Here is an 18436-nt window from a genome sequence, read left to right on the forward strand (position 1 = left end):
AATATATAAAACTAATTCAAGACTGTAAAATCAACTTTTTTAAATTTTAAATTAGTTTGAATCTTATGAACTGGAAAATAAACTATTTCGGTGCATTTCTCTCATGGGTTATGGATTCATATGACCTAGGAGCAGTAGTAATAACAGCAACAATACTAGGAAAATTATTTTATCCAACTTTAGGTCTTTTAGGTGCAGTACTTCCTATAGTATTTACAGTAGTTTTTAGACCGTTAGGATCATTCATTTTCGGAGTTATAGCAGATTGGAGAGGAAGAAAATCTTCACTTATGTTAACAGTTTTAGGTTATTCACTATCAATTGGCCTCACTGGATTTTTACCAACATATTACCAAATTGGCTTGCTAGCCCCAGTTTTTCTCTCTTTGTTAAGGGCGTTTCAAGGCTTCTTTATTGGCGGTGATGTATCATCAAGCTTTACATTAGCAATGGAGAGTGTTTATTCTCACAGAGGTTTATTTTCCGGCACTTTACAATCTGGTACTCTTGTTGGATTTGTTATAGTTGATGCTCTCTTCACATATTTAGCATCTCAACCAGGTTTTATTACAACAGGTTGGAGATATATTTTCATAATAGGCATTATCCCAGCTATTCTTGCATTGCTTATCAGATACAAAATTACTGAGCCAGAAATTTACTTAAAGTCTGAGAAAAAACCTATAAGAACTGGATTAAAACCAATTTTCCAGACAATAATTGTCATGATTGGATTTTGGTTAATGATTTATTCTGGTCCACAATTTGTACCAGTATTTCTTGGGGAAATACTTAAACTTGCTCAGCAAGAAGTTGGTTTTCTTGCTCTACTAATGAATCTAATAGGAATACCTTCAATGATTATCTCTGGCTTTGTCTCTGATTATATAGGGAGAAAAGGTATGGCTATTATTGGGTCAGTATTATCAATTTTAGCTGGTTCACTCCTTTATTTATTTTCTACTACTGGCAACATTTTAGACATTATTTTAGCTTTCGGATTTTTAATAAATTTGCCATCTGCAATAACTCCAGCTTATTTGTCTGAAAGATTTAAGACCTTTAGCAGAGCTACTGGAGTTGGATTTTCATATAATGGAGCATTTATTATTGCTGGTTTATCTCAAATATATATATCCTTACTTAGTAACATAATGCCAGTAAAAGTGGCATCATTAACTGTTCTAACAATAGGTGGGATATTAGCAATAATAGGATTATTACTAGGCCCGGAGACACTTAAGGTAAATGAGTTAAAAATTAGTTAATTCTTTTTTCTTTTCTTCTCCTTTTATTATGTGAAGTATACTCCACCTATACTTCTTATTCACGGAGGAGCTGGAGATTGGAGTAAAAGAGACAGTGAAAAAGGATTAAGGGAAATAAAAAATGCGTTAAACAGAGGTTATGAGGAGTTTAAAAGAGGAAGTGCAATTGAAGCAGTAGTTGAGGCAATAGCTTATATGGAGGATTCTGGAGCCTTTGATGCTGGAATTGGAAGTGTGAAAAATGCTAAAGGCGAAATAGAGATGGACGCTGGAATAATGCACGGCAATACTTGGAGAGTTGGTGCTGTAGCATCAGTGAGGGTTAAAAATCCTATTAAAGAAGCTTTGAGGGTTATGCTAGACGGTAAGCATGTTCTTCTAGTAGGAAATAGAGGTGAAGAATCTCTTAAAGAATTTCTCGGAAATTCTCAAGGAGGAGACACAGTTGGTGCTGTTGCTTTAGATGAGCAAGGAAACTTGGTTGCTGGCACAAGCACTGGAGGAATTTCTGGTAAATATCCTGGAAGAGTTGGTGACTCTCCAATCCCTGGTGCTGGTTATTACGCAACACCTAGAGTTGCTGTTTCCTCAACTGGCATTGGAGAAATAATTCTTAGAGTTTTGCCTGCAAAAGAAGTTGATATTTTAGTTTCTATGGGTTTTTCGATAGAAGATTCTATTAGAAGTGTGATAAATAAAGTTACTGAAATGTTTGGAAAAGGAAATATTGGAATGATAGGAATTGACTCAAAAGGTTATGCTTATGCTTATTACAATACTGTGGGAATGGCAAGAGGTGTAAAAGACAAAAATAATGAAAAATCATTTGTTTTTGAAGGAGAAATATGAGTTTATAAAATAAAGTTAAATAGGAGGTTAGTTTTTCTTAATATCTATGTATTGGAGAGGGATTGCAATTATATATGCCTCTAAATCAGAAATTGCGGAAAAAATACGCGATATCCTAAAAGGTAATTACCCTGTAAGTTTATATAAATATTCTGAGGCAGACTTTGAAAAAATTTGGAAATGTTATGACGCAATTATTTTCACTATGGCATTGAGTGGTGCTGTTAGAACTATATGTAATTATGCAAAAAGTAAGGATATTGATCCAGCAGTAATAGTAATTGATGATACTGGTAAATACGTAATTCCAATTTTAGGTGCACATTGGGGGGCAAATGACTTAGCTAAAGAAATAGCTGGATTAATAAATGGAGAGGCTGTAATTACTACAGCAAGTGAAAATTTAGGAGTAACTAGCGTGGAGGAATTAGCTAGATTATTATTTTGTAAAATACAAAACGTTAAAGCAATAGTTAAGGTAACTTCAGCCTTGGTCAGAGGTGAAAAAGTATGTGTTAAAGGAGTTTCATCATTACCTCGTGGAGTAAATGGTTATGTTATAGGAGAAGATTGCCAGTATAAAGTAGTCATAGGTGATAATATAGACAAGGATGAAAACACAGTGTATCTAAAACCTTATAAACTTGCAATAGGAATAGGAAGTAAATTAGAGACTTCTCCATTGACAATAAAAGAAGCAATACTTACAACACTTAACAAATTAAACATTAACTTAGATAGAGTTAAAGTTATTGCATCTCTAAGAGAAAGTGTTAAAAGCGTTGCCGAAGAGCTTGGGATTCCTTTTAGGCTTATCACTAAAGAGGAAATTAATTCCTTTGAGGATGAATGTTTATCACCCCAATCTGAAAAACTTAAAGAAGTTGGTTTAAAAGGTGTAGCTGAAGTTTCAGCTTTAATATCTGCTGGTAAAAATTCAAAATTACTTTTAAGAAAAATGGTTTATAATGGAGAAGTTACGATAGCTATAGCGGGATTTGAATAATGCTTTACATTATCGGAGTTGGTCCAGGGGATCCGGATTTGATTACAGTTAAGGGGCTTGAGATAATTAAAAAATGTGACATTATTTCTGGTTGGGGAAGTGTTATAGAACGTTTTTCAACTTATCTTGAAGGGAAAAAAGTAATTAAGTTAAATTATAGAGAAGAAAGCAAACAATTAGAAGAAATTATGAGATTAGCTAAGGAAACTAACGTGGCTTTTCTTAATCACGGAGACCCTTCTGTCTCAGATTTTCAATTGATTGAAAAGATTAAGAAACTGGCTGAAAAAGAGGGAGTTAATCTAGTTCTCATACCTGGAGTCTCATCGATAATTAGAGCTTTACATATTATTGATAAGGATCTGTCACAAGTTGTATTTATTACATTTCATGTAAGAGGACCAATTGATTATGATGAAATAAAGAGGTTTTTATTAGCTGGAAGAGGTATTTTAGTTAACCCAGAACCCTATCCTGATGGTGTTAAAAAGATTGCTTTGAAACTTAAGGAAATCAACTATAATTGTAAAATAACTGTAATGGAAAAGTTAACATATCCAGACGAGAAAGTGTATAATCTTTTCCCAGAGGATATAATATTAAAGGACATGAAGTTTAGTGATTTAACAATTGTTTATATTCCTCAATGCTCCTTTTCTTAAAAAGGTTTTTATATTTGGATAAGCTATCCACAAGTGTGCCGGATAAAGCTGTTATAATCATAACGCATGGATCAAGAAGGAATACCTTTGTAGAAGATATGATTAACGTTGCAAGGTACTTGGAGGAAAAATTAGAAGTTCCAGTGTTTCTTTCTCATAATGAGTATACAGAGCCTAATTGGAGAAATATAGTTACAGATCTTTTAAATCAAGGAATTAATAAAATAATTTTCGCTTTAGCATTTTTAGGGAGAGGAAATCATGTTGCAAGAGACATTATGGGAAGCTTTAACGTAACTGAATTTCAAACTTGGACTAAAAGTACATATAATGGAAAAGAGATAGAAGTTTATTTTACAAAACCATTGGCCGATTCTGAATTAGTAAAGTTGGCTTTATTTTACAGAATTTTTAAGGCATTCTCTTATGGGACATTTAATTATGTGGAAGATCCCGAAGAAATTGAAGAAAAAACAATGAATTATATTAGAGATAAAGTTTCTGAAAAACTTCCCAATTTAAGTTACGCAGAAAGAGAGGTAATAGCTAGAGGAGTATATGCTTCTGGTAACCTTGATCTAATTGATAAAATTTACATTTCTCCAGATGCAATTAATGTAGGTTTAGAGAGTCTAAAAGTAAGTTTACCTATTTTAACTGATGTAAAGATGGTTATGGCTGGGATAAGATGGAACAAAGTAGAAAATTATCTTGATCAAGCCGGAGAATTAGCTAAAAAACTAGGAATAACTAGAACTGCTGCCTCAATAAGAATAGGTTTAAAATCACCTAAAATTGTAGTTATTGGAAACTCTCCAACAGCTTTGGCTGAGGTAATTAAAATAAATAAAGAAGGAGTCGAAGTACCTCTAGTAATTGCAACTCCTCCCGGCTTTACTAATGCAATAGAAGCTAAGGAGGAATTAATTAAGTCTGGTATCCCTTCTATAGTGCTCAGGGGAACATATGGTGGGAGTAGCATAGCAGTTTCAATAATTAATGAATTAATAAGGATGGTGAGTAAAAATGGCTGGTAAAATTTACATAATTGGTGCTGGTCCCGGAGATCCTAAAAATAGGACATTAAGAATGTTAGAGGCAATGAAGGAAAGTGATGTAGTTGTAGCTTATACTACTTATGCCGAACTGGTTAAGGATTTACTTGACGGTAAAGAAGTTATAACCGCAAGGATGAAGGAAGAGTTATTAAGGGCTAAAGTAGCTATAAAGAAAGCGTTAGAAGGCCATACAGTAGCTGTGATTTCTAGTGGAGATCCTCAGGTTTACGGAATGGCAAGTCCTACTTTAGAGATGATGTGTGCAAATAATATAAACGTTGACGTTGAAATAATACCGGGTGTAACTGCTGCTTTAGCTGCAGCTGCAAAACTTGGGTCACCATTATCAATGGATTTTGCAGTTATAAGCCTAAGCGATCTATTAGTTCCAGCGGACGAAATACTTTATAGAGTAAGAAAGGCTGCAGAAGGGGATTTTGTTATTGCATTATACAACCCTATAAATAAGCCTTTGTTAATTAAGGCTATGGAAATTATTAGTGAATACAGAAAAGCTGAAACTCCAGTTGGTATTATTAAAAGTGCTTATAGAGATAATGAAGAGGTTATAGTAACTAACTTAAAGGAATGGAATAACTTCATGGATAAAATAAATATGATTACTATAATGATTGTCGGAAATTCCAAAACTTACGTTTGCAATGGCAAAATGATAACCCCTAGAGGTTATACGTCGAGGTATGATTATGTCAATGCTTTTAACTCTTAAAAGGTTTGGAATCACTACTGGATCTACAGCAGCCGCCGCAGCTAAAGCCTCAGTTATTTATCTTATTAAAAAACAAAAACCTCAAAGTGTTACTATTCCAACACCTATAGGTTTACGTTTAGAAATATTTGTAGATAAGTATTTCGAGAAAGACAATGAATATTGCGCTACAGTATCAAAATTCTCTGGAGATAACCCAGATGTTTTGGATGGAATTAAAATTAGTGCTTGTTCTAGTAAGCTAGATAATGGAATAGTCTTAGAAGGAGGAAAAGGTATAGGTATTGTTACTAAACCTGGTCTAAAAGTAGAAATTGGGAGTAAGGCAATAAGTCCTATTGCTAGAGAAATGATATTGAGTGCTATAAAAGAGGTTATTGAAGATGGAGTTAAAGTAAGAGTCGAGGTTCCAGATGGAGAGAAAGTTTCTGAATTAACAATGAACAAAGATGTAGGCATTATAAACGGTATTTCAATTTTAGGTACTACTGGAATTGAGTATCCGGTAAGTGATGAGGATTATTTAGATCATATAAAGACTGAAATGTGTGTAATAAAAACCCTTGGAAATTCTAAATTGGTTTTAGCCCCAGGAAATACTAGCTTTGAGTATGCAAAGAAAATGTACGGTGACTTTGTTGTAAAGATAGGGGATAGAGTAGGAGATTCTTTAAAGCTAGCTGTTGAACAAGGATTTACTCACATAATTTTGGTAAGTTTACCGGGTAAGATAACTAAAGTAGCCTCTGGTCTTTTGAATACTCATAGTAAGTATGGTGATGCAAGAATAGAGACTTTAACTCACGCTTCAGTTTTAGCTAAGTTACCAATTGATAAGATCGAGAAAATTGCTAATTCTTTAACCATCTCAGAAGCTTTGACTTATTTGTCAGAAGAAGAAAAAAGAAAAGTCTTTGAGGTTATTGCTAAAAGAGTGTTAGAAAGGTTAAGGAAGATTTCGAAAAACGCAAAGTTAGGTGTTATAATTCTATCTGATGAAGGAAAGGTTTTAGCTAAGGAGGGAGAAACATGAGAATGCCAGGTATTCCAGATGAGGAATTTATTAGAGAAGAGAAAATTCCAATGACCAAGGAAGAAATAAGAGTTTTGGCATTATCTAAAGCTAAATTATTTGAAGGGGCGAAATTTATTGATGTTGGAAGTGGTACTGGAAGCGTTACAGTTGAGGCTAGTTTATTCGTGGGTGAAAAAGGCAAGGTTTGGGCTATTGAAAAGGAGAAAGAGGCAGTACAGCTTACAAGGAAAAACGTTGAAAAATTTGGTTTAAAGAATGTTATAATTATTGAAGGAGAAGCCCCAGAAGCATTAGATCATATTAATGAAACTGTAGATGCAATATTTATAGGTGGGACTGAAAGGCTTGAAGAAATAATTGTAACAGCTGATAAGAAATTGAAAAAAGGAGGAAGAATTGTAATTGATGCTATTCTTTTAGAAACGGTAACGAAAGCATTATCCGTATTAAATCAACTTAACTATAAAACTGAGGTCGTTGAAGTAATAGTTGCAAAAGGAATGAAAACTAGCAAAGGGTATGCTATGATTTCACGCAATCCAATATTTATTGTATATGGTGAAAAACAATGAAAGAACTTTATGTCGTTGGATTAGGCCCAGGCGATCCAGAATTAATAACTGTAAAAGGAATGAGAATTATTTCAATTGCTGACGTGATTTTTGTTCCTTATTCCACTGGCACTAATAGAAGTTTATCGTACTCTATTATTGGAAAATATGCTAAAAAAAAGGCTAAAGTAATTACTTTAGGATTTCCAATGGCTAAAAAAGTTAATGAGAAAGAATTAGAGAAATTAGGTAAAGAAATGTGTGAGAAAAGTGAAAAAGTGTCAGTTTTTGTAACTCTTGGTGACCCAACACTTTATAGTACTTACTTTAGGATAGACAAATATGTCTCTAAATGCTTTGATAAGATTGAACTTGTACCAGGTGTTAGTTCTGTTACCGCATGTGCATCAAGAATTAAACTACCTTTAGCTTTAGGTGAAGACTCAATTCTAATAGTTCCTTCCAGTAGAATCTCACTTATTGAAGAGGTTAAAGATAAGGTTGAAAGCATTATAGTTATGAAAGGTAATGAGAACTTAGATAAAATATCGGAATTACTAAGAAAAGAATACACTCTTTTTTATGCTAAGAGATGTTATTTAGAGGGAGAAAAAGTAATTCCATGGGATGGTACTTTTGATAAAGATTATTTTTCCATGCTCATAGGGGTGAAGAAAATTGAAAGGTAAGGTAGTTTTCATTGGAGCAGGCCCAGGAGATCCAGAATTAATAACGGTTAAGGCAAAGAATTACATTGAAGACGCTGATGTAGTTCTTTATGCTGGTTCGTTAATAAATCCAGAAATATTAAAGTGGGCAAGAAAAGATGCTGAAATAGTAAATACTGCTGAACTTACCCTAGAACAAATAGTAGATATTATGATAAAAAGAGTAAAAGAAGGAAAGCTTGTGGTTAGATTAAAGTCTGGAGACTTTTCAATTTATGGTGCATTAATGGAAGAATTATGGGCTTTACAAGATGCTGGAGTAAATTATGAACTTATACCCGGAATAACGGCTGCAATAGCGGCTGCATCAGTTTTAGGAATAGAACTAACCTTGCCAAAAGTTTCACAGACAGTTATAATAACTAGGGCATCAGCTTCTGTGCCAATGGAAGGTTCTATAAAAGACTTTGCACCACTCCTAAATAAGGGCGCGTCTTTAGTTATTTATACTGGTGTTCATGTGATTAACAAAGTAGTTGAGGAAATAAAGGAATCTGGAATATCAGATGATATGCCAGTAGCTGTTGTTTATAAAGCGACTTGGTGGAATGAACAAAAGGTGATTTTAGGAGAATTAAAAGATATAGCTGAAAAAGTTAAGAAAGAGAAGATCACTAGGGATGCTGTTATAATAGTAGGTAAGATAGTTAGGCCAGAGAAATACAAGGGTTTAGTTAGATCTAGCACTTATGATCCGAACCATTATACTAGCTTTAGGACTGCTGAAGGTATTGATAAATTAAAGTATTTTGAGCTTAGATACATGACTGATAAGATTTTCGGAGAGGAGTACCTTAAAGCGTTAATTGAGGCATACAAAGAGGCAAATGAAGAGGATAAGAAAGTGTTGGCTGAAAAAATAAGAAAAGTATTAAATGAAGCTAGGGTTAATCCTAAATTAAGAGAAGAAGCTATGAAGATCCTTTAGTATACAACATTGCAATAATAATCATCAGTAAAAGCCCCCCAATACCTAAAGCTATTGAGATTCCTCCTTGTGTTTTAAACCCTAAATATACCATTCCAATTCCTAAAATTTCAAGCAAAATAAAAACTATTTTACTTAACATAAAATAGTGTTGAAATTCATCGTATTTATTTTTCTTCCTAAGAGTTGGGTAAAAACTTATTTTTATGTAACCTCTTTTTTCTCATATGCAAATTATAAAATGTAAATTTAATTTTGATGAATGTGAACAAAAGATAAAAAATGAAATAAAACGATTAAATGCTATTCTATTTTTTGAAGTAGATCACAAAAAGAATGCTGAAGAAGTTGGACTTCAGTTAAATAAATGCAAAGTGCTCTATTTTGGAAACCCAAGGGTTGGTACTTTATTAATGCAGAAAAAAATAGAAATATCTTTGGATTTGCCGTTAAGGCTCGCCTTATGGGAAAAAGACGGAGAATGTTTTGTTGAATATAAATTACCTAGTGAGATTGCAAAGGAGTATGATGTAGAAAGTGATGTTCTAAAGAAAATGGATGAATTTATGTTAACTATACTTAGCCAAATAAGGCGAGAAGGCTAATCAATATAGCTATTCCCCCTAATGTAAAATCAATAATATAAATGTTTCTCTTTTTCGCAAATCTCAAGAGTACATCTATAGTTACTAAACCTATAACTAGCGCTGAAATCACTGCTATAGGTATTCCAGTTAATCCAACTAAAGAAATAACGTAAGAGATATTACTCTTGGAGAAGAGAATTGTAGTTCCAACAGCCCCTAAAGCTGCTGGAATATAAGCTAAGTAAGAATATCTAAATGCATCTTCGGGTTTAACTCCTAAGAACAACATTGTCGAGACGGTCATTCCGGATCTACTTACTCCTGGCAAAGCTGCTAATCCTTGTGCTATTCCTAATAATATTAGATCTTTTGTTCTTAGATCTCTGAACTCTCTTATTTTAATCCTTGAAAACCTTATATAAATTCCGTCAAAAATTAATGCTATACCTAGGAAAATCATAGGAATCGCTGGATTGTATGCATTTTGCAATAATTTATCCGAGACTATATAAAGAGGTACTCCTACTATTCCAGTAATAATTGTGACGATAACTAGGTAAAATAACAATTTTCTATCTTTAAACACGTTAGCTATATCTTTTCTGAAGTAAATAACTGCTGAACCTATTGAGCCCATTTCCATGAATAAGCCAAAAGAATACGCAATAGCAACATCTAATCCTAATAGAAAATGAGAAGTCAGTAATACTTGAGTTTTACTACTAATTGGTAACCATTCTGAAATACCTTGTACTATTCCAATGATTATCAGTTTCATTAACAAGTCCATTTACATCACCACGAAATTAATGCTATTTCTAATACTGTACCATAAACTATTGGATTATCTAGAGGGATAGATAAGATTAATAAAGTTGCAGTTATGAAAGATTTTACTTTAATTTCACTTAAGTAGAGTAATAATGGTATTAAAGGTAAGATTGTGTATTGAGGATATATAAATAAAGATAGCAAGCTAAGGAGGAGGGAAGATGCTAATAAGAACTTCATATGTACTGATAAATTATAAAAATTTTAAGACTTATCTAAGTAGACAAAATAGAACTATGTAGATGTATTTAGTTCTTTATACACTATAAGGAATTATTTCGTTATCTTTCACTAGAAAATATTTGACATCTTTGAAATACTTACTAAAATATCTTAAGTTTTCTTCCTTATCATCATACACTTCAATTTCTCCGTCAAAAAGAGAAATTATCTTAGCTTTCCATTCTTCATCTTTCATTTTCATCTCTTCATCATTTCTACATATTATTCCGCTAACTATTATACCGTGCGATAGAAGAGAAAAATCAGCATATGGCCTTACGGAGCAATGCCTAGCAGTCAATACAAAAACAATGTCTCCTTCAGAGATTCTTTTCTTTATATAATCAATCATTTTAACGTTTGGCTTAGCTAAATGGCTATACTTCGTATAAGCTAAGGAATAGACTGCACTTTTCCCTTCTCTCTTTATTTTTCTTAATTCTTCGCCGTCTATTTCAATTCCCCATAATTCCTTTGCTGAAGCTTTTACACAATCATTAGTATTAAAAAGCGTATTGTCATAATCAACAAGAAGTATTTTCACGATAAAAAATAGTAAAAGGGTGGTAAAAGTTTTTACTGTGCTTGTATTGATGCTTCTAACTGCTTTAAGTTCTCCTTATATACGTTGTAAAAGTCTTTCATCGAAGCCATTAAGTTCCATCTATCTTTTTCATCAAGTAAACTCTCTAAGGTTGGACCAATTGAACTGCCAACAACAGTAGGTACACTTACATGGATTATTTCATCTTCAAATTGTCTTGGTATGGCAATTGACATAACTTTGTTTTCATTTAAAGCAATAGCTCTAATTAACTCTGCAATTATAGTACCTGGACCCCACGTAGTTCCACCCATAACTCTTATTATTTCACCTGGTATTTTCTTCACGTAATCCTCAACTTCAGCCTTCGTAACTCCCAAATTCTCAGAGAAAGGTTTACCATTTACAGTTACAGTACTCCATAAAACCACTGCATCTTCACCATGTTCTCCAGCAACAAAGCCGTTAACTTTGTAAACTGGCAACTTTAACTTTTTTGCAATATAAGCTCTTAATCTCATTGTTTCTACTTGATCACCAGTACTTACAACGAACTCTTTAGAGTATTTTGCAAATACAGAAGCCATCATATCTACTGGGTTTGCAACCATTATGTAAGTTGCTCCAGCATTCTTTTTAGGTAATTTACTAGCTAGATCGATCATAATCTTTGCGTTATCTACAAATAGATCCCTTCTGCTCATTCCAGGCTTTCTTGGTTTACCAGCAGTTATAACTACGATATCCGCACCAGATATGTCGTCTAAGTTGTTAGTAGAAAGTATTTCTACTTTAAGCCTTTTTGACGCAAGAGCGTGTCTAAGTTCGTGTTCAAATTTCTCTGGTAACTCTGGGATAATATCATAAAGCATTACCTCATCAGCGTAACCATCAATTACTGTATTAAAAACTATTGTTTGACCTATTTTCCCTACTCCTATAAAGGCAATTTTTGTCATGTTTATCATGTTTAAAATTCTCTATTTGATTATTTAAATTTATCTCAAAAAGTTTATATTGCTAGTTTCAAAAAGAAAGATTATGGAATTAGCTGATAAAATAGCTGAATACGTGGTTTTTTCTGACGATTTTACGGAAGAAATGCTTCATGAAGCTAAAAGAAGACTCTTAGATAGCCTTGCAGTAGCATTAGCTTCAACATCTTCTCCACCAGCAAAAATATTAAGAGAAATGTCTTCGCTGTTCCTCGGTAATTCTCCACTTTTAGGAGGAGGAGAAGCAACAATAGACTTTGCTTCTTTTTACAATACTCTCTTAATTCGTTATTTGGACTTTAATGATACATATTTAAGTAAAGAGCCATTGCATCCAAGCGACATGATAGGCGGGTTATTGACTGTAGGAAGCAGTTTTGATGTAAAGGGTGAAGATTTACTTAAGAGTATAATAGTAGGATATGAGATTGGAGTTAGGCTATGTGATAGTACAAGTCTAAGGAAAAAAGGATATGATCATGTTAATTTCCTTCAAGTTGCTTCAGCTTCTGCCTTATCAAAACTTTTAGGGTTAGATAAAGAAAAAACTAAGAATGCTATTTCTTTGACTTTAGTTCCCCATATTGCGCTTAGAGAATCTAGATCTGGAAAGTTATCAATGTGGAAAGCTGGAGCTACTGCAGAAGCTGTAAGGAATTCCGTTTTTGCAACTTTGTTAGCTAAAAATGGTTTTACTGCACCAGACAAACCGTTTTCTGGGGTTTTTGGTTTTTTAAATGTTATAGCTAAGGATATGGATCTCTCACAATTTGAGAAGATTAAGAGTGGTTCTATATTAAGGACTTTTATAAAGAAATATCCAGTAGAATATCATGCTGAAGCCACTGTAGAAGCTCTATTAAATCTAAGTTATGAAGGAGAAATAAGGAAAGTTATTGTAGAAACTTATGAGGCTGGGAAAACAATTTTAGCTGATACTGAAGATAAATGGAATCCTACAAATAAAGAAACAGCGGATCATAGTCTTCCCTTCATTACTGCTGTAACATTACTTACAAAACGTTTCTGGTTAGATTCTTACAATTTAATAGGTGATTCAAAGGTTGTTGAATTGATGAAGAAAATTGAGGTTATAGAAAGGGAGGATTATACCTCAATATATCCTAAGGAGTTACCTACTAGGGTTATAATAATAACCGATAAAGGCACGTTTGAGAAAGAAGTTAGAGTGCCTAGAGGTCACTCAGCTAATCCTATGAGCGATGAAGAGTTAGAAGAGAAAGCTAAATTACTAGGCTTGTCTGAAAAACAAATTAAACTAGTTTGGGAAATTGATGAGATGGGGGTGAAGGACTTTGTCAGAAGTTTTACGAAAAGCTGATTTCCTAATTATTCCGGGCGTTTTTAATCCTTTCACAGCGTTGTTAGCTGAGAAAGTAGGGTTTAAAGCTGTTTACTTATCTGGTGGTGCATTAACTTCATCTTTAGGCTTACCAGATCTTGGAATAATTACTCTTGATGAAGTTGCTGAAATGGTGAGAAGAATAAGGGAAGTTACTGATATACCGATTATAGTGGATGCAGATACTGGATTTGGAGAGGCAATAAATGTGTATAGGGCTGTAAAGATCCTAGAAAAAGCTGGAGCTAATGCAATACAGATTGAAGATCAAGTATTACCTAAGAAATGTGGCCATCTTGAAGGTAAGGAAGTTGTAACACCAAAAGATATGGTAGTTAAGATTAAGGCTGCTTTAAAAGCAAGAAAAGATATGTTAATTATTGCAAGGACTGATGCTAGGGCAATAAATGGTCTTCAAGATGCAATTGAAAGAGCTAAGATGTATTTAGAAGCTGGAGCTGATATAATATTTCCAGAAGCACTTGAGAGTAAAGAAGAGTTTGCTACTTTTGCAAAAGAAGTTAAAGCTCCATTATTAGCTAACATGACAGAATTCGGAAAGACTCCTTATATAACTGCTAATGAATTTAAGGAAATGGGCTATAAGTACGTTATATTTCCAGTAACAATATTTAGAGTAGCTGCTAAAGCGATGAAGGATGCTTTAGAGGTTCTATTGAAAGAAGGCACTCAAAAACCTCTTTTAGATAAGATGATGACTAGGAAAGAGCAATATGAAATTATCAATTATTATTATTATGAGAATTTAGATAAGCAACTTGCGAAAGATTTATAGTTTACGAAAGAGATATAAAAATTATGATGCCGAACAAAATCAAATTACTAATAAATAAACCAATAGTTAAGGTCCAAAAAGGTACTAGTACTAAGGAAGCTGTTAAAATAATGGCTAAGGAAAATGTTGGTTCTATACTAATTTTCGATGGTGATAAACTTATCGGCATATTTACAGAAAGAGATTTACTTAAGGCTGTAGCCAAAGATGAAGATCTAAATAAGCCAGTAGAGGAATTAGGGACTACTGAAAATTTAATAACTATTGATGAAGATGCACCATTAAATGTTGCAGCAGAATTAATGAGTAAACATTGTATTAGGCATTTAATCGTTATTGATAAATCTGGCAAACCTATAGGTGTTATTTCTATTAGAGATATTGTAGGAGAAAAACATATTTTGTCTATACTTTCCAACGTAGATAAAGTAGAAGAATGGATAGGTGGTGACTAATGAGTGTTGAGGTAAGTAGAGGATTAGAAAATGTAATTATAAAGACTACTGGTTTAACGTTTATTGATGGAATTAATGGCATTTTAAGATATAGAGGTTACGACATAAATGACCTAGTAAATTTTGCATCTTATGAAGAGTTAATATATCTAATGTTGTATGGTGAATTACCTAGTAAGCAACAATTAATGCAAGTAAAAGGAAAACTAAATGAAAGCTTTGAAGTCCCAGAACAAGTTATATCATCAATATTTTCGATGCCAAGAAATTGTGATGCAATAGGTATGATGGAGACAGCATTTAGTATATTGGCTTCAATATATGATCCAAAATGGAATAAGGCAAGTAACAGAGAAGTCGCGATTGACATAATAGCAAAAACAGCAACAATTACAGCTAATATTTATAGGGCTAAAGAAGGGTTAAAGCCAAGAATACCAGAACCCTCAGATAGTTACGCTGAGAGCTTCTTAACTGCAACATTCGGTAAAAAGCCTTCAACAGAAGAAATTAAGGCAATGGATTCAGCTTTAATACTTTACACTGATCATGAAGTGCCAGCATCAACAACAGCAGCTTTAGTTGCCTCATCAACACTTTCGGATATGTATTCATGTATAGTAGCAGCATTAGCAGCATTAAAAGGCCCATTACATGGTGGAGCAGCAGAAGAGGCATTCAAACAGTTTGTAGAAATTGGTTCCGTAGATAATGTGGATAAATGGTTTGAAGAAAAGATAATAAAAGGCAAGAATAGGTTAATGGGATTTGGACATCGTGTATATAGGACTTATGATCCTAGGGCTAAAATCTTTAAAAACATAGCTAAATCTTTTGCTGAAAAGAATGAAAAGGTAAGGAAGTATTATGAAATAGCTGAAAGATTAGAGAAGCTTGGAATAGATACTTTTGGCTCTAAGCATATTTATCCTAACACAGACTTTTACAGCGGTATAGTATTTTATGCTTTAGGATTCCCAGTGTATATGTTTACTTCACTCTTTGCTCTTTCAAGAGTCCTAGGTTGGCTGGCTCACATAATTGAATATGTAGAAGAACAGCATAGGCTAATAAGACCAAGAGCCTTATATGTAGGACCAGAAAAAAGAGAGTTTAAACCTATTGATTTAAGATAAAATTTTTTCTGCGTTTCTTTTCAATATTTTTTCTTTTATTTCTTCCTGTATTTTTATCTCTTTAAACTCTTTAAGCCATCTCTCTTGTGAAATTAAAGGATAATCACTACCAAAAATGAGTTTATCTTGGAGTCGGACTGCATATTTCCAAATAACGTCTGGTATATATTTAGGTGCCCAACCAGATAAATCTAAATAAACGTTTGGTTTATGTAATGCAATAGCAATGGCCTCTTCAGTCCATGGCCATCCGAAGTGAGCTAAAATTATTTTAATGTTTGGGAATTTTATTGCTATTTCATCGAAATATATTGGTCTCCCATAATCTAATCTAATATTTGACCTTACACTACTTCCAACCCCCGAGGTACCCGTATGGAAGACTACTGGTAAAGAATATGAGTCTATAATAGAATATAACTTTAGAGCTCTTTCATCTAAAGGATGAAACCCTTGAAGTTGAGGATGGAATTTTACACCTTGAGGTTCACATTCCTTAATAATTTTTTTAAGTTCTTCTTCGGCATTTGGTTTTAGAGGGTCTACTGAAATAAATTTTACAATTCTGTCATCTTTACTATTGCAAGTAACTTCATTAGGAATTTTTCTACCTAAGAACGTCGTGGAATCTATTGGTAATAATACAACCCTCTTTATTCCTAAACTTTCAGCATAATCTAAACTTTCCTTTAGACTTTTTATATCAAATTTAGCATTAAAATACCTCATAGTTGATTCTCTATATTCTCCTAAAAAATTAAGGAATTCCTTAACTGGAGCATGGAAATGAAAATCTATCACAATTTATCACTTAATATAATGCTTTTTAGTTCCTCAAGAATTGATGTGTCATCTAACGTTGAAATATCACCCGGATCTTCATTCCTAACTATTGCCCTTATTAACCTTCTCATTATTTTTCCGCTTTTTGTTTTAGGCAATCTTCTTACTAAGAACACTTTATCAACAATGTACCCACTATTTCTTAAGTACATCTTAATGTCATTAGCTAACTCTTCACTCATAGGATATCCTTTCTTAACGACTGCTAAAACTAATATACCCTCTCCCTCTTCCTTTGGATAACCTATCGCAGCAGCCTCAGCAACTGCAGGATGAGTAACTACAACACTTTCTACTTCTAAAGTTCCAATTCTTTCACCAGCCTTAATTACATCATCAGCCCTACCTAGAACATATAAATAACCATCCTCATCAATGTAACCATAATCACCAGTATAGAAATATCCGGGAAATCTTGACCAGTAAGTCTTTAAAATTCTTTCACCACTAATGTCATTGTGCATTTTTGCTAAGGCGGGACTTATTGGTTTAAGAACGATATATCCCTTTTTACCCGGTGACAATTCTTTTCCATCATCATCAACTACTCTAAAGTCACTGCCCGGAAATCTTATACCAGCAGAACCAGGTTTGTAAGGAATTTCACCTAACCCCATTGGGGTACCAGCTACTGGGAATAAATGTTCTGTCATCCAATACGCGTCTGCAATTGTAACATGTGGTAAATTATCTCTTAACCATTTCCATGCTCCAGGATTTAAAGGCTCTCCAGTGTTTAAGATTAAACGAAGAGTTGATGTATCCCCAGATTTAACAGATTCTTCTCCTAAACTTTTCAGAGTATATAATATAGTTGTAGAACTCCATACTAAGCTTACTCCTAGTCTCTCTATTATTCTTGAAAATATGTCTGGTTTATATCCTACATACCCCTCATATAGTACTCCTGTTAATCCCATTACTGGAATTACGTAAAGATTTGCCATAGGCCAAACAGGCCAACCTAATTCTGAGATTGTCCACCAAATATCATCATCTTTAGGTCCCATTAAAGCCTTAAAGGCATAATTTAAAGCTAAAATATAACCACCGGTAGAATGATAAAGTCCTTTTGGTCTTCCCGTAGTTCCTGAAGTATAATATATTGTGCTTGGTTCATTAGCTTCTACTTTTTCTGGCTCTATGTAAACTCTTCCTCTTGGTCTTACTTCCTCATATATTACATCTCTCTTAGTTACATTAAAGTCATCAAATCCTCTCTTGATTACTAAAACCTTTTCTACTGGTGTTTTCCTAGTTTCAAGAAGTTTATCTATAAAATCTTTTATTCTTATTTCATTCCCGTTTCTAAATCCTTTACTGGCTACTACAAAAACTTTCGAATTACAATCATTTAACCTATATGCAAGTGTATCCTCACTAAGACCTATATAATGGATTACTAAGATCGCTCCTAATCTGTGAACTGCTAAAGACATGTATAAGGCTTCAGGAATACTAGGCATCATTAATGAAACAGTGTCACCTTTTTTAACACCTAATTCTTTCAAAACATAAGCAGCTCTATTTACTTCACAGAATAAATCACGATAAGTAATGCTTCGTGTTTCTAACTTTTCATTAATCCAATAAAATGCAACTTTTTCAGATTTATTCATGTTTCGATCTACTGCATTATAAGATATGTTAGTATAACCATTAACAAACCACTTCTCAAAAGGAGGATCTCCTTCTCTTATTTTTTCTGGTAACTTGTACCAACTTATTAGATGAAGTTTATCTTTCCAAAAATTCTCAGGGTCTTTTACTGCTTCTTCACTCATTTTTCTTATTTTTTGCAAACTATAAAATTCTGCTTCCATAAGATATTATCGCATAGATTGTTTT

The 18436-nt window shown here is 33.3% G+C and carries 21 protein-coding genes and 1 pseudogene; 15 read left to right on the forward strand and 7 right to left on the reverse strand.

Annotated features, from left to right (window positions below):
- Window positions 1-65 precede the first annotated feature (65 nt).
- The 10 genes and pseudogenes from ACAM25_RS01075 to cobM form a co-directional block, all read left to right on the forward strand.
- The gene (locus tag ACAM25_RS01075; RefSeq protein ID WP_369610510.1) at window positions 66-1268 is read left to right on the forward strand and encodes an MFS transporter; all 1203 of its coding nucleotides are present in this window, start codon (window positions 66-68) and stop codon (window positions 1266-1268) included.
- 30 nt (window positions 1269-1298) lie between these two features.
- On the forward strand, window positions 1299-2117 hold the full coding sequence (locus ACAM25_RS01080) for an isoaspartyl peptidase/L-asparaginase (protein WP_369610511.1): 819 nt from the start codon (window positions 1299-1301) through the stop codon (window positions 2115-2117).
- Window positions 2118-2163: 46 nt separating this feature from the next.
- Complete coding sequence (gene cbiG, locus ACAM25_RS01085) at window positions 2164-3123, forward strand: cobalt-precorrin 5A hydrolase (RefSeq protein ID WP_369610512.1); 960 nt, start codon at window positions 2164-2166, stop codon at window positions 3121-3123.
- Window positions 3123-3785, forward strand: a complete 663-nt coding sequence (locus ACAM25_RS01090; RefSeq protein WP_369610513.1) for a cobalt-precorrin-7 (C(5))-methyltransferase — start codon at window positions 3123-3125, stop codon at window positions 3783-3785. The genes cbiG and ACAM25_RS01090 overlap by 1 nt, the downstream gene beginning before the upstream one ends.
- A 35-nt stretch (window positions 3786-3820) precedes the next feature.
- Entirely contained in the window at window positions 3821-4822 is a 1002-nt protein-coding gene (locus ACAM25_RS01095) for a precorrin-8X methylmutase (protein WP_369610514.1), read from the forward strand.
- Complete coding sequence (locus tag ACAM25_RS01100) at window positions 4812-5573, forward strand: precorrin-3B C(17)-methyltransferase (protein ID WP_369610515.1); 762 nt, start codon at window positions 4812-4814, stop codon at window positions 5571-5573. The genes ACAM25_RS01095 and ACAM25_RS01100 overlap by 11 nt, the downstream gene beginning before the upstream one ends.
- The gene (gene cbiD / locus ACAM25_RS01105; protein ID WP_369610516.1) at window positions 5545-6606 is read left to right on the forward strand and encodes a cobalt-precorrin-5B (C(1))-methyltransferase CbiD; all 1062 of its coding nucleotides are present in this window, start codon (window positions 5545-5547) and stop codon (window positions 6604-6606) included. Before ACAM25_RS01100 ends, cbiD begins: the two co-directional genes overlap by 29 nt.
- A complete protein-coding gene (gene cbiT, locus ACAM25_RS01110) occupies window positions 6603-7181 on the forward strand; it encodes a precorrin-6Y C5,15-methyltransferase (decarboxylating) subunit CbiT (RefSeq protein ID WP_369610517.1) in 579 nt (192 codons plus the stop codon). Before cbiD ends, cbiT begins: the two co-directional genes overlap by 4 nt.
- Window positions 7178-7849 carry a cobalt-factor II C(20)-methyltransferase gene (locus ACAM25_RS01115; RefSeq protein ID WP_369610518.1) on the forward strand — a complete coding sequence of 224 codons (672 nt, stop codon included), beginning with the start codon at window positions 7178-7180 and terminating at the stop codon, window positions 7847-7849. Before cbiT ends, ACAM25_RS01115 begins: the two co-directional genes overlap by 4 nt.
- A pseudogene (gene cobM / locus ACAM25_RS01120) lies at window positions 7839-8606 on the forward strand (precorrin-4 C(11)-methyltransferase); the annotation flags it as partial. The gene ACAM25_RS01115 and the pseudogene cobM, both read left to right, overlap by 11 nt.
- Before the next feature lie 193 nt (window positions 8607-8799).
- On the opposite strand, the gene ACAM25_RS01125 reads toward cobM, so the two are convergent.
- Complete coding sequence (locus ACAM25_RS01125) at window positions 8800-8934, reverse strand: hypothetical protein (protein ID WP_369610519.1); 135 nt, start codon at window positions 8932-8934, stop codon at window positions 8800-8802.
- 109 nt (window positions 8935-9043) lie between these two features.
- On the opposite strand from ACAM25_RS01125, the gene ACAM25_RS01130 reads away from it, so the two are divergent.
- A complete protein-coding gene (locus ACAM25_RS01130) occupies window positions 9044-9421 on the forward strand; it encodes a DUF302 domain-containing protein (protein ID WP_369610520.1) in 378 nt (125 codons plus the stop codon).
- Here the strand turns inward: ACAM25_RS01130 and ACAM25_RS01135 are convergent.
- From ACAM25_RS01135 to ACAM25_RS01150, 4 genes are all read right to left on the reverse strand, one after another.
- On the reverse strand, window positions 9396-10193 hold the full coding sequence (locus ACAM25_RS01135; protein WP_369610521.1) for an undecaprenyl-diphosphate phosphatase: 798 nt from the start codon (window positions 10191-10193) through the stop codon (window positions 9396-9398). The two genes, ACAM25_RS01130 and ACAM25_RS01135, sit on opposite strands and share 26 nt — an antisense overlap.
- Before the next feature lie 5 nt (window positions 10194-10198).
- Window positions 10199-10414 carry a hypothetical protein gene (locus tag ACAM25_RS01140; protein ID WP_369610522.1) on the reverse strand — a complete coding sequence of 72 codons (216 nt, stop codon included), beginning with the start codon at window positions 10412-10414 and terminating at the stop codon, window positions 10199-10201.
- 76 nt (window positions 10415-10490) lie between these two features.
- Window positions 10491-11000 carry a hypothetical protein gene (locus ACAM25_RS01145; RefSeq protein ID WP_369610523.1) on the reverse strand — a complete coding sequence of 170 codons (510 nt, stop codon included), beginning with the start codon at window positions 10998-11000 and terminating at the stop codon, window positions 10491-10493.
- A gap of 32 nt (window positions 11001-11032) precedes the next feature.
- Window positions 11033-11959 carry a lactate/malate dehydrogenase family protein gene (locus tag ACAM25_RS01150; protein WP_369611705.1) on the reverse strand — a complete coding sequence of 309 codons (927 nt, stop codon included), beginning with the start codon at window positions 11957-11959 and terminating at the stop codon, window positions 11033-11035.
- Between the two features lie 82 nt (window positions 11960-12041).
- Between ACAM25_RS01150 and ACAM25_RS01155 the strand changes: the two genes are divergently transcribed.
- The 4 genes from ACAM25_RS01155 to gltA are packed head-to-tail and all read left to right on the forward strand — an operon-like array spanning window position 12042 to window position 15745.
- Entirely contained in the window at window positions 12042-13337 is a 1296-nt protein-coding gene (locus ACAM25_RS01155; RefSeq protein ID WP_369610524.1) for an MmgE/PrpD family protein, read from the forward strand.
- Window positions 13312-14154, forward strand: a complete 843-nt coding sequence (gene prpB / locus ACAM25_RS01160; RefSeq protein WP_369610525.1) for a methylisocitrate lyase — start codon at window positions 13312-13314, stop codon at window positions 14152-14154. The genes ACAM25_RS01155 and prpB overlap by 26 nt, the downstream gene beginning before the upstream one ends.
- Before the next feature lie 23 nt (window positions 14155-14177).
- Entirely contained in the window at window positions 14178-14609 is a 432-nt protein-coding gene (locus ACAM25_RS01165; RefSeq protein ID WP_369610526.1) for a CBS domain-containing protein, read from the forward strand.
- Window positions 14609-15745 (forward strand): citrate synthase, encoded by a 1137-nt coding sequence (gltA, locus tag ACAM25_RS01170; protein ID WP_369610527.1) that lies wholly within the window; start codon window positions 14609-14611, stop codon window positions 15743-15745. Before ACAM25_RS01165 ends, gltA begins: the two co-directional genes overlap by 1 nt.
- On the opposite strand, the gene ACAM25_RS01175 is transcribed toward gltA, so the two are convergent.
- On the reverse strand, window positions 15737-16546 hold the full coding sequence (locus ACAM25_RS01175; RefSeq protein ID WP_369610528.1) for an amidohydrolase family protein: 810 nt from the start codon (window positions 16544-16546) through the stop codon (window positions 15737-15739). The genes gltA and ACAM25_RS01175 overlap by 9 nt on opposite strands.
- Entirely contained in the window at window positions 16543-18411 is a 1869-nt protein-coding gene (locus tag ACAM25_RS01180) for an AMP-binding protein (protein WP_369610529.1), read from the reverse strand. Before ACAM25_RS01180 ends, ACAM25_RS01175 begins: the two co-directional genes overlap by 4 nt.
- Window positions 18412-18436: the final 25 nt, after the last annotated feature.

It is taken from the genome of Sulfurisphaera javensis, from assembly GCF_041154675.1.
GTDB lineage: Archaea > Thermoproteota > Thermoprotei_A > Sulfolobales > Sulfolobaceae > Sulfurisphaera > Sulfurisphaera javensis.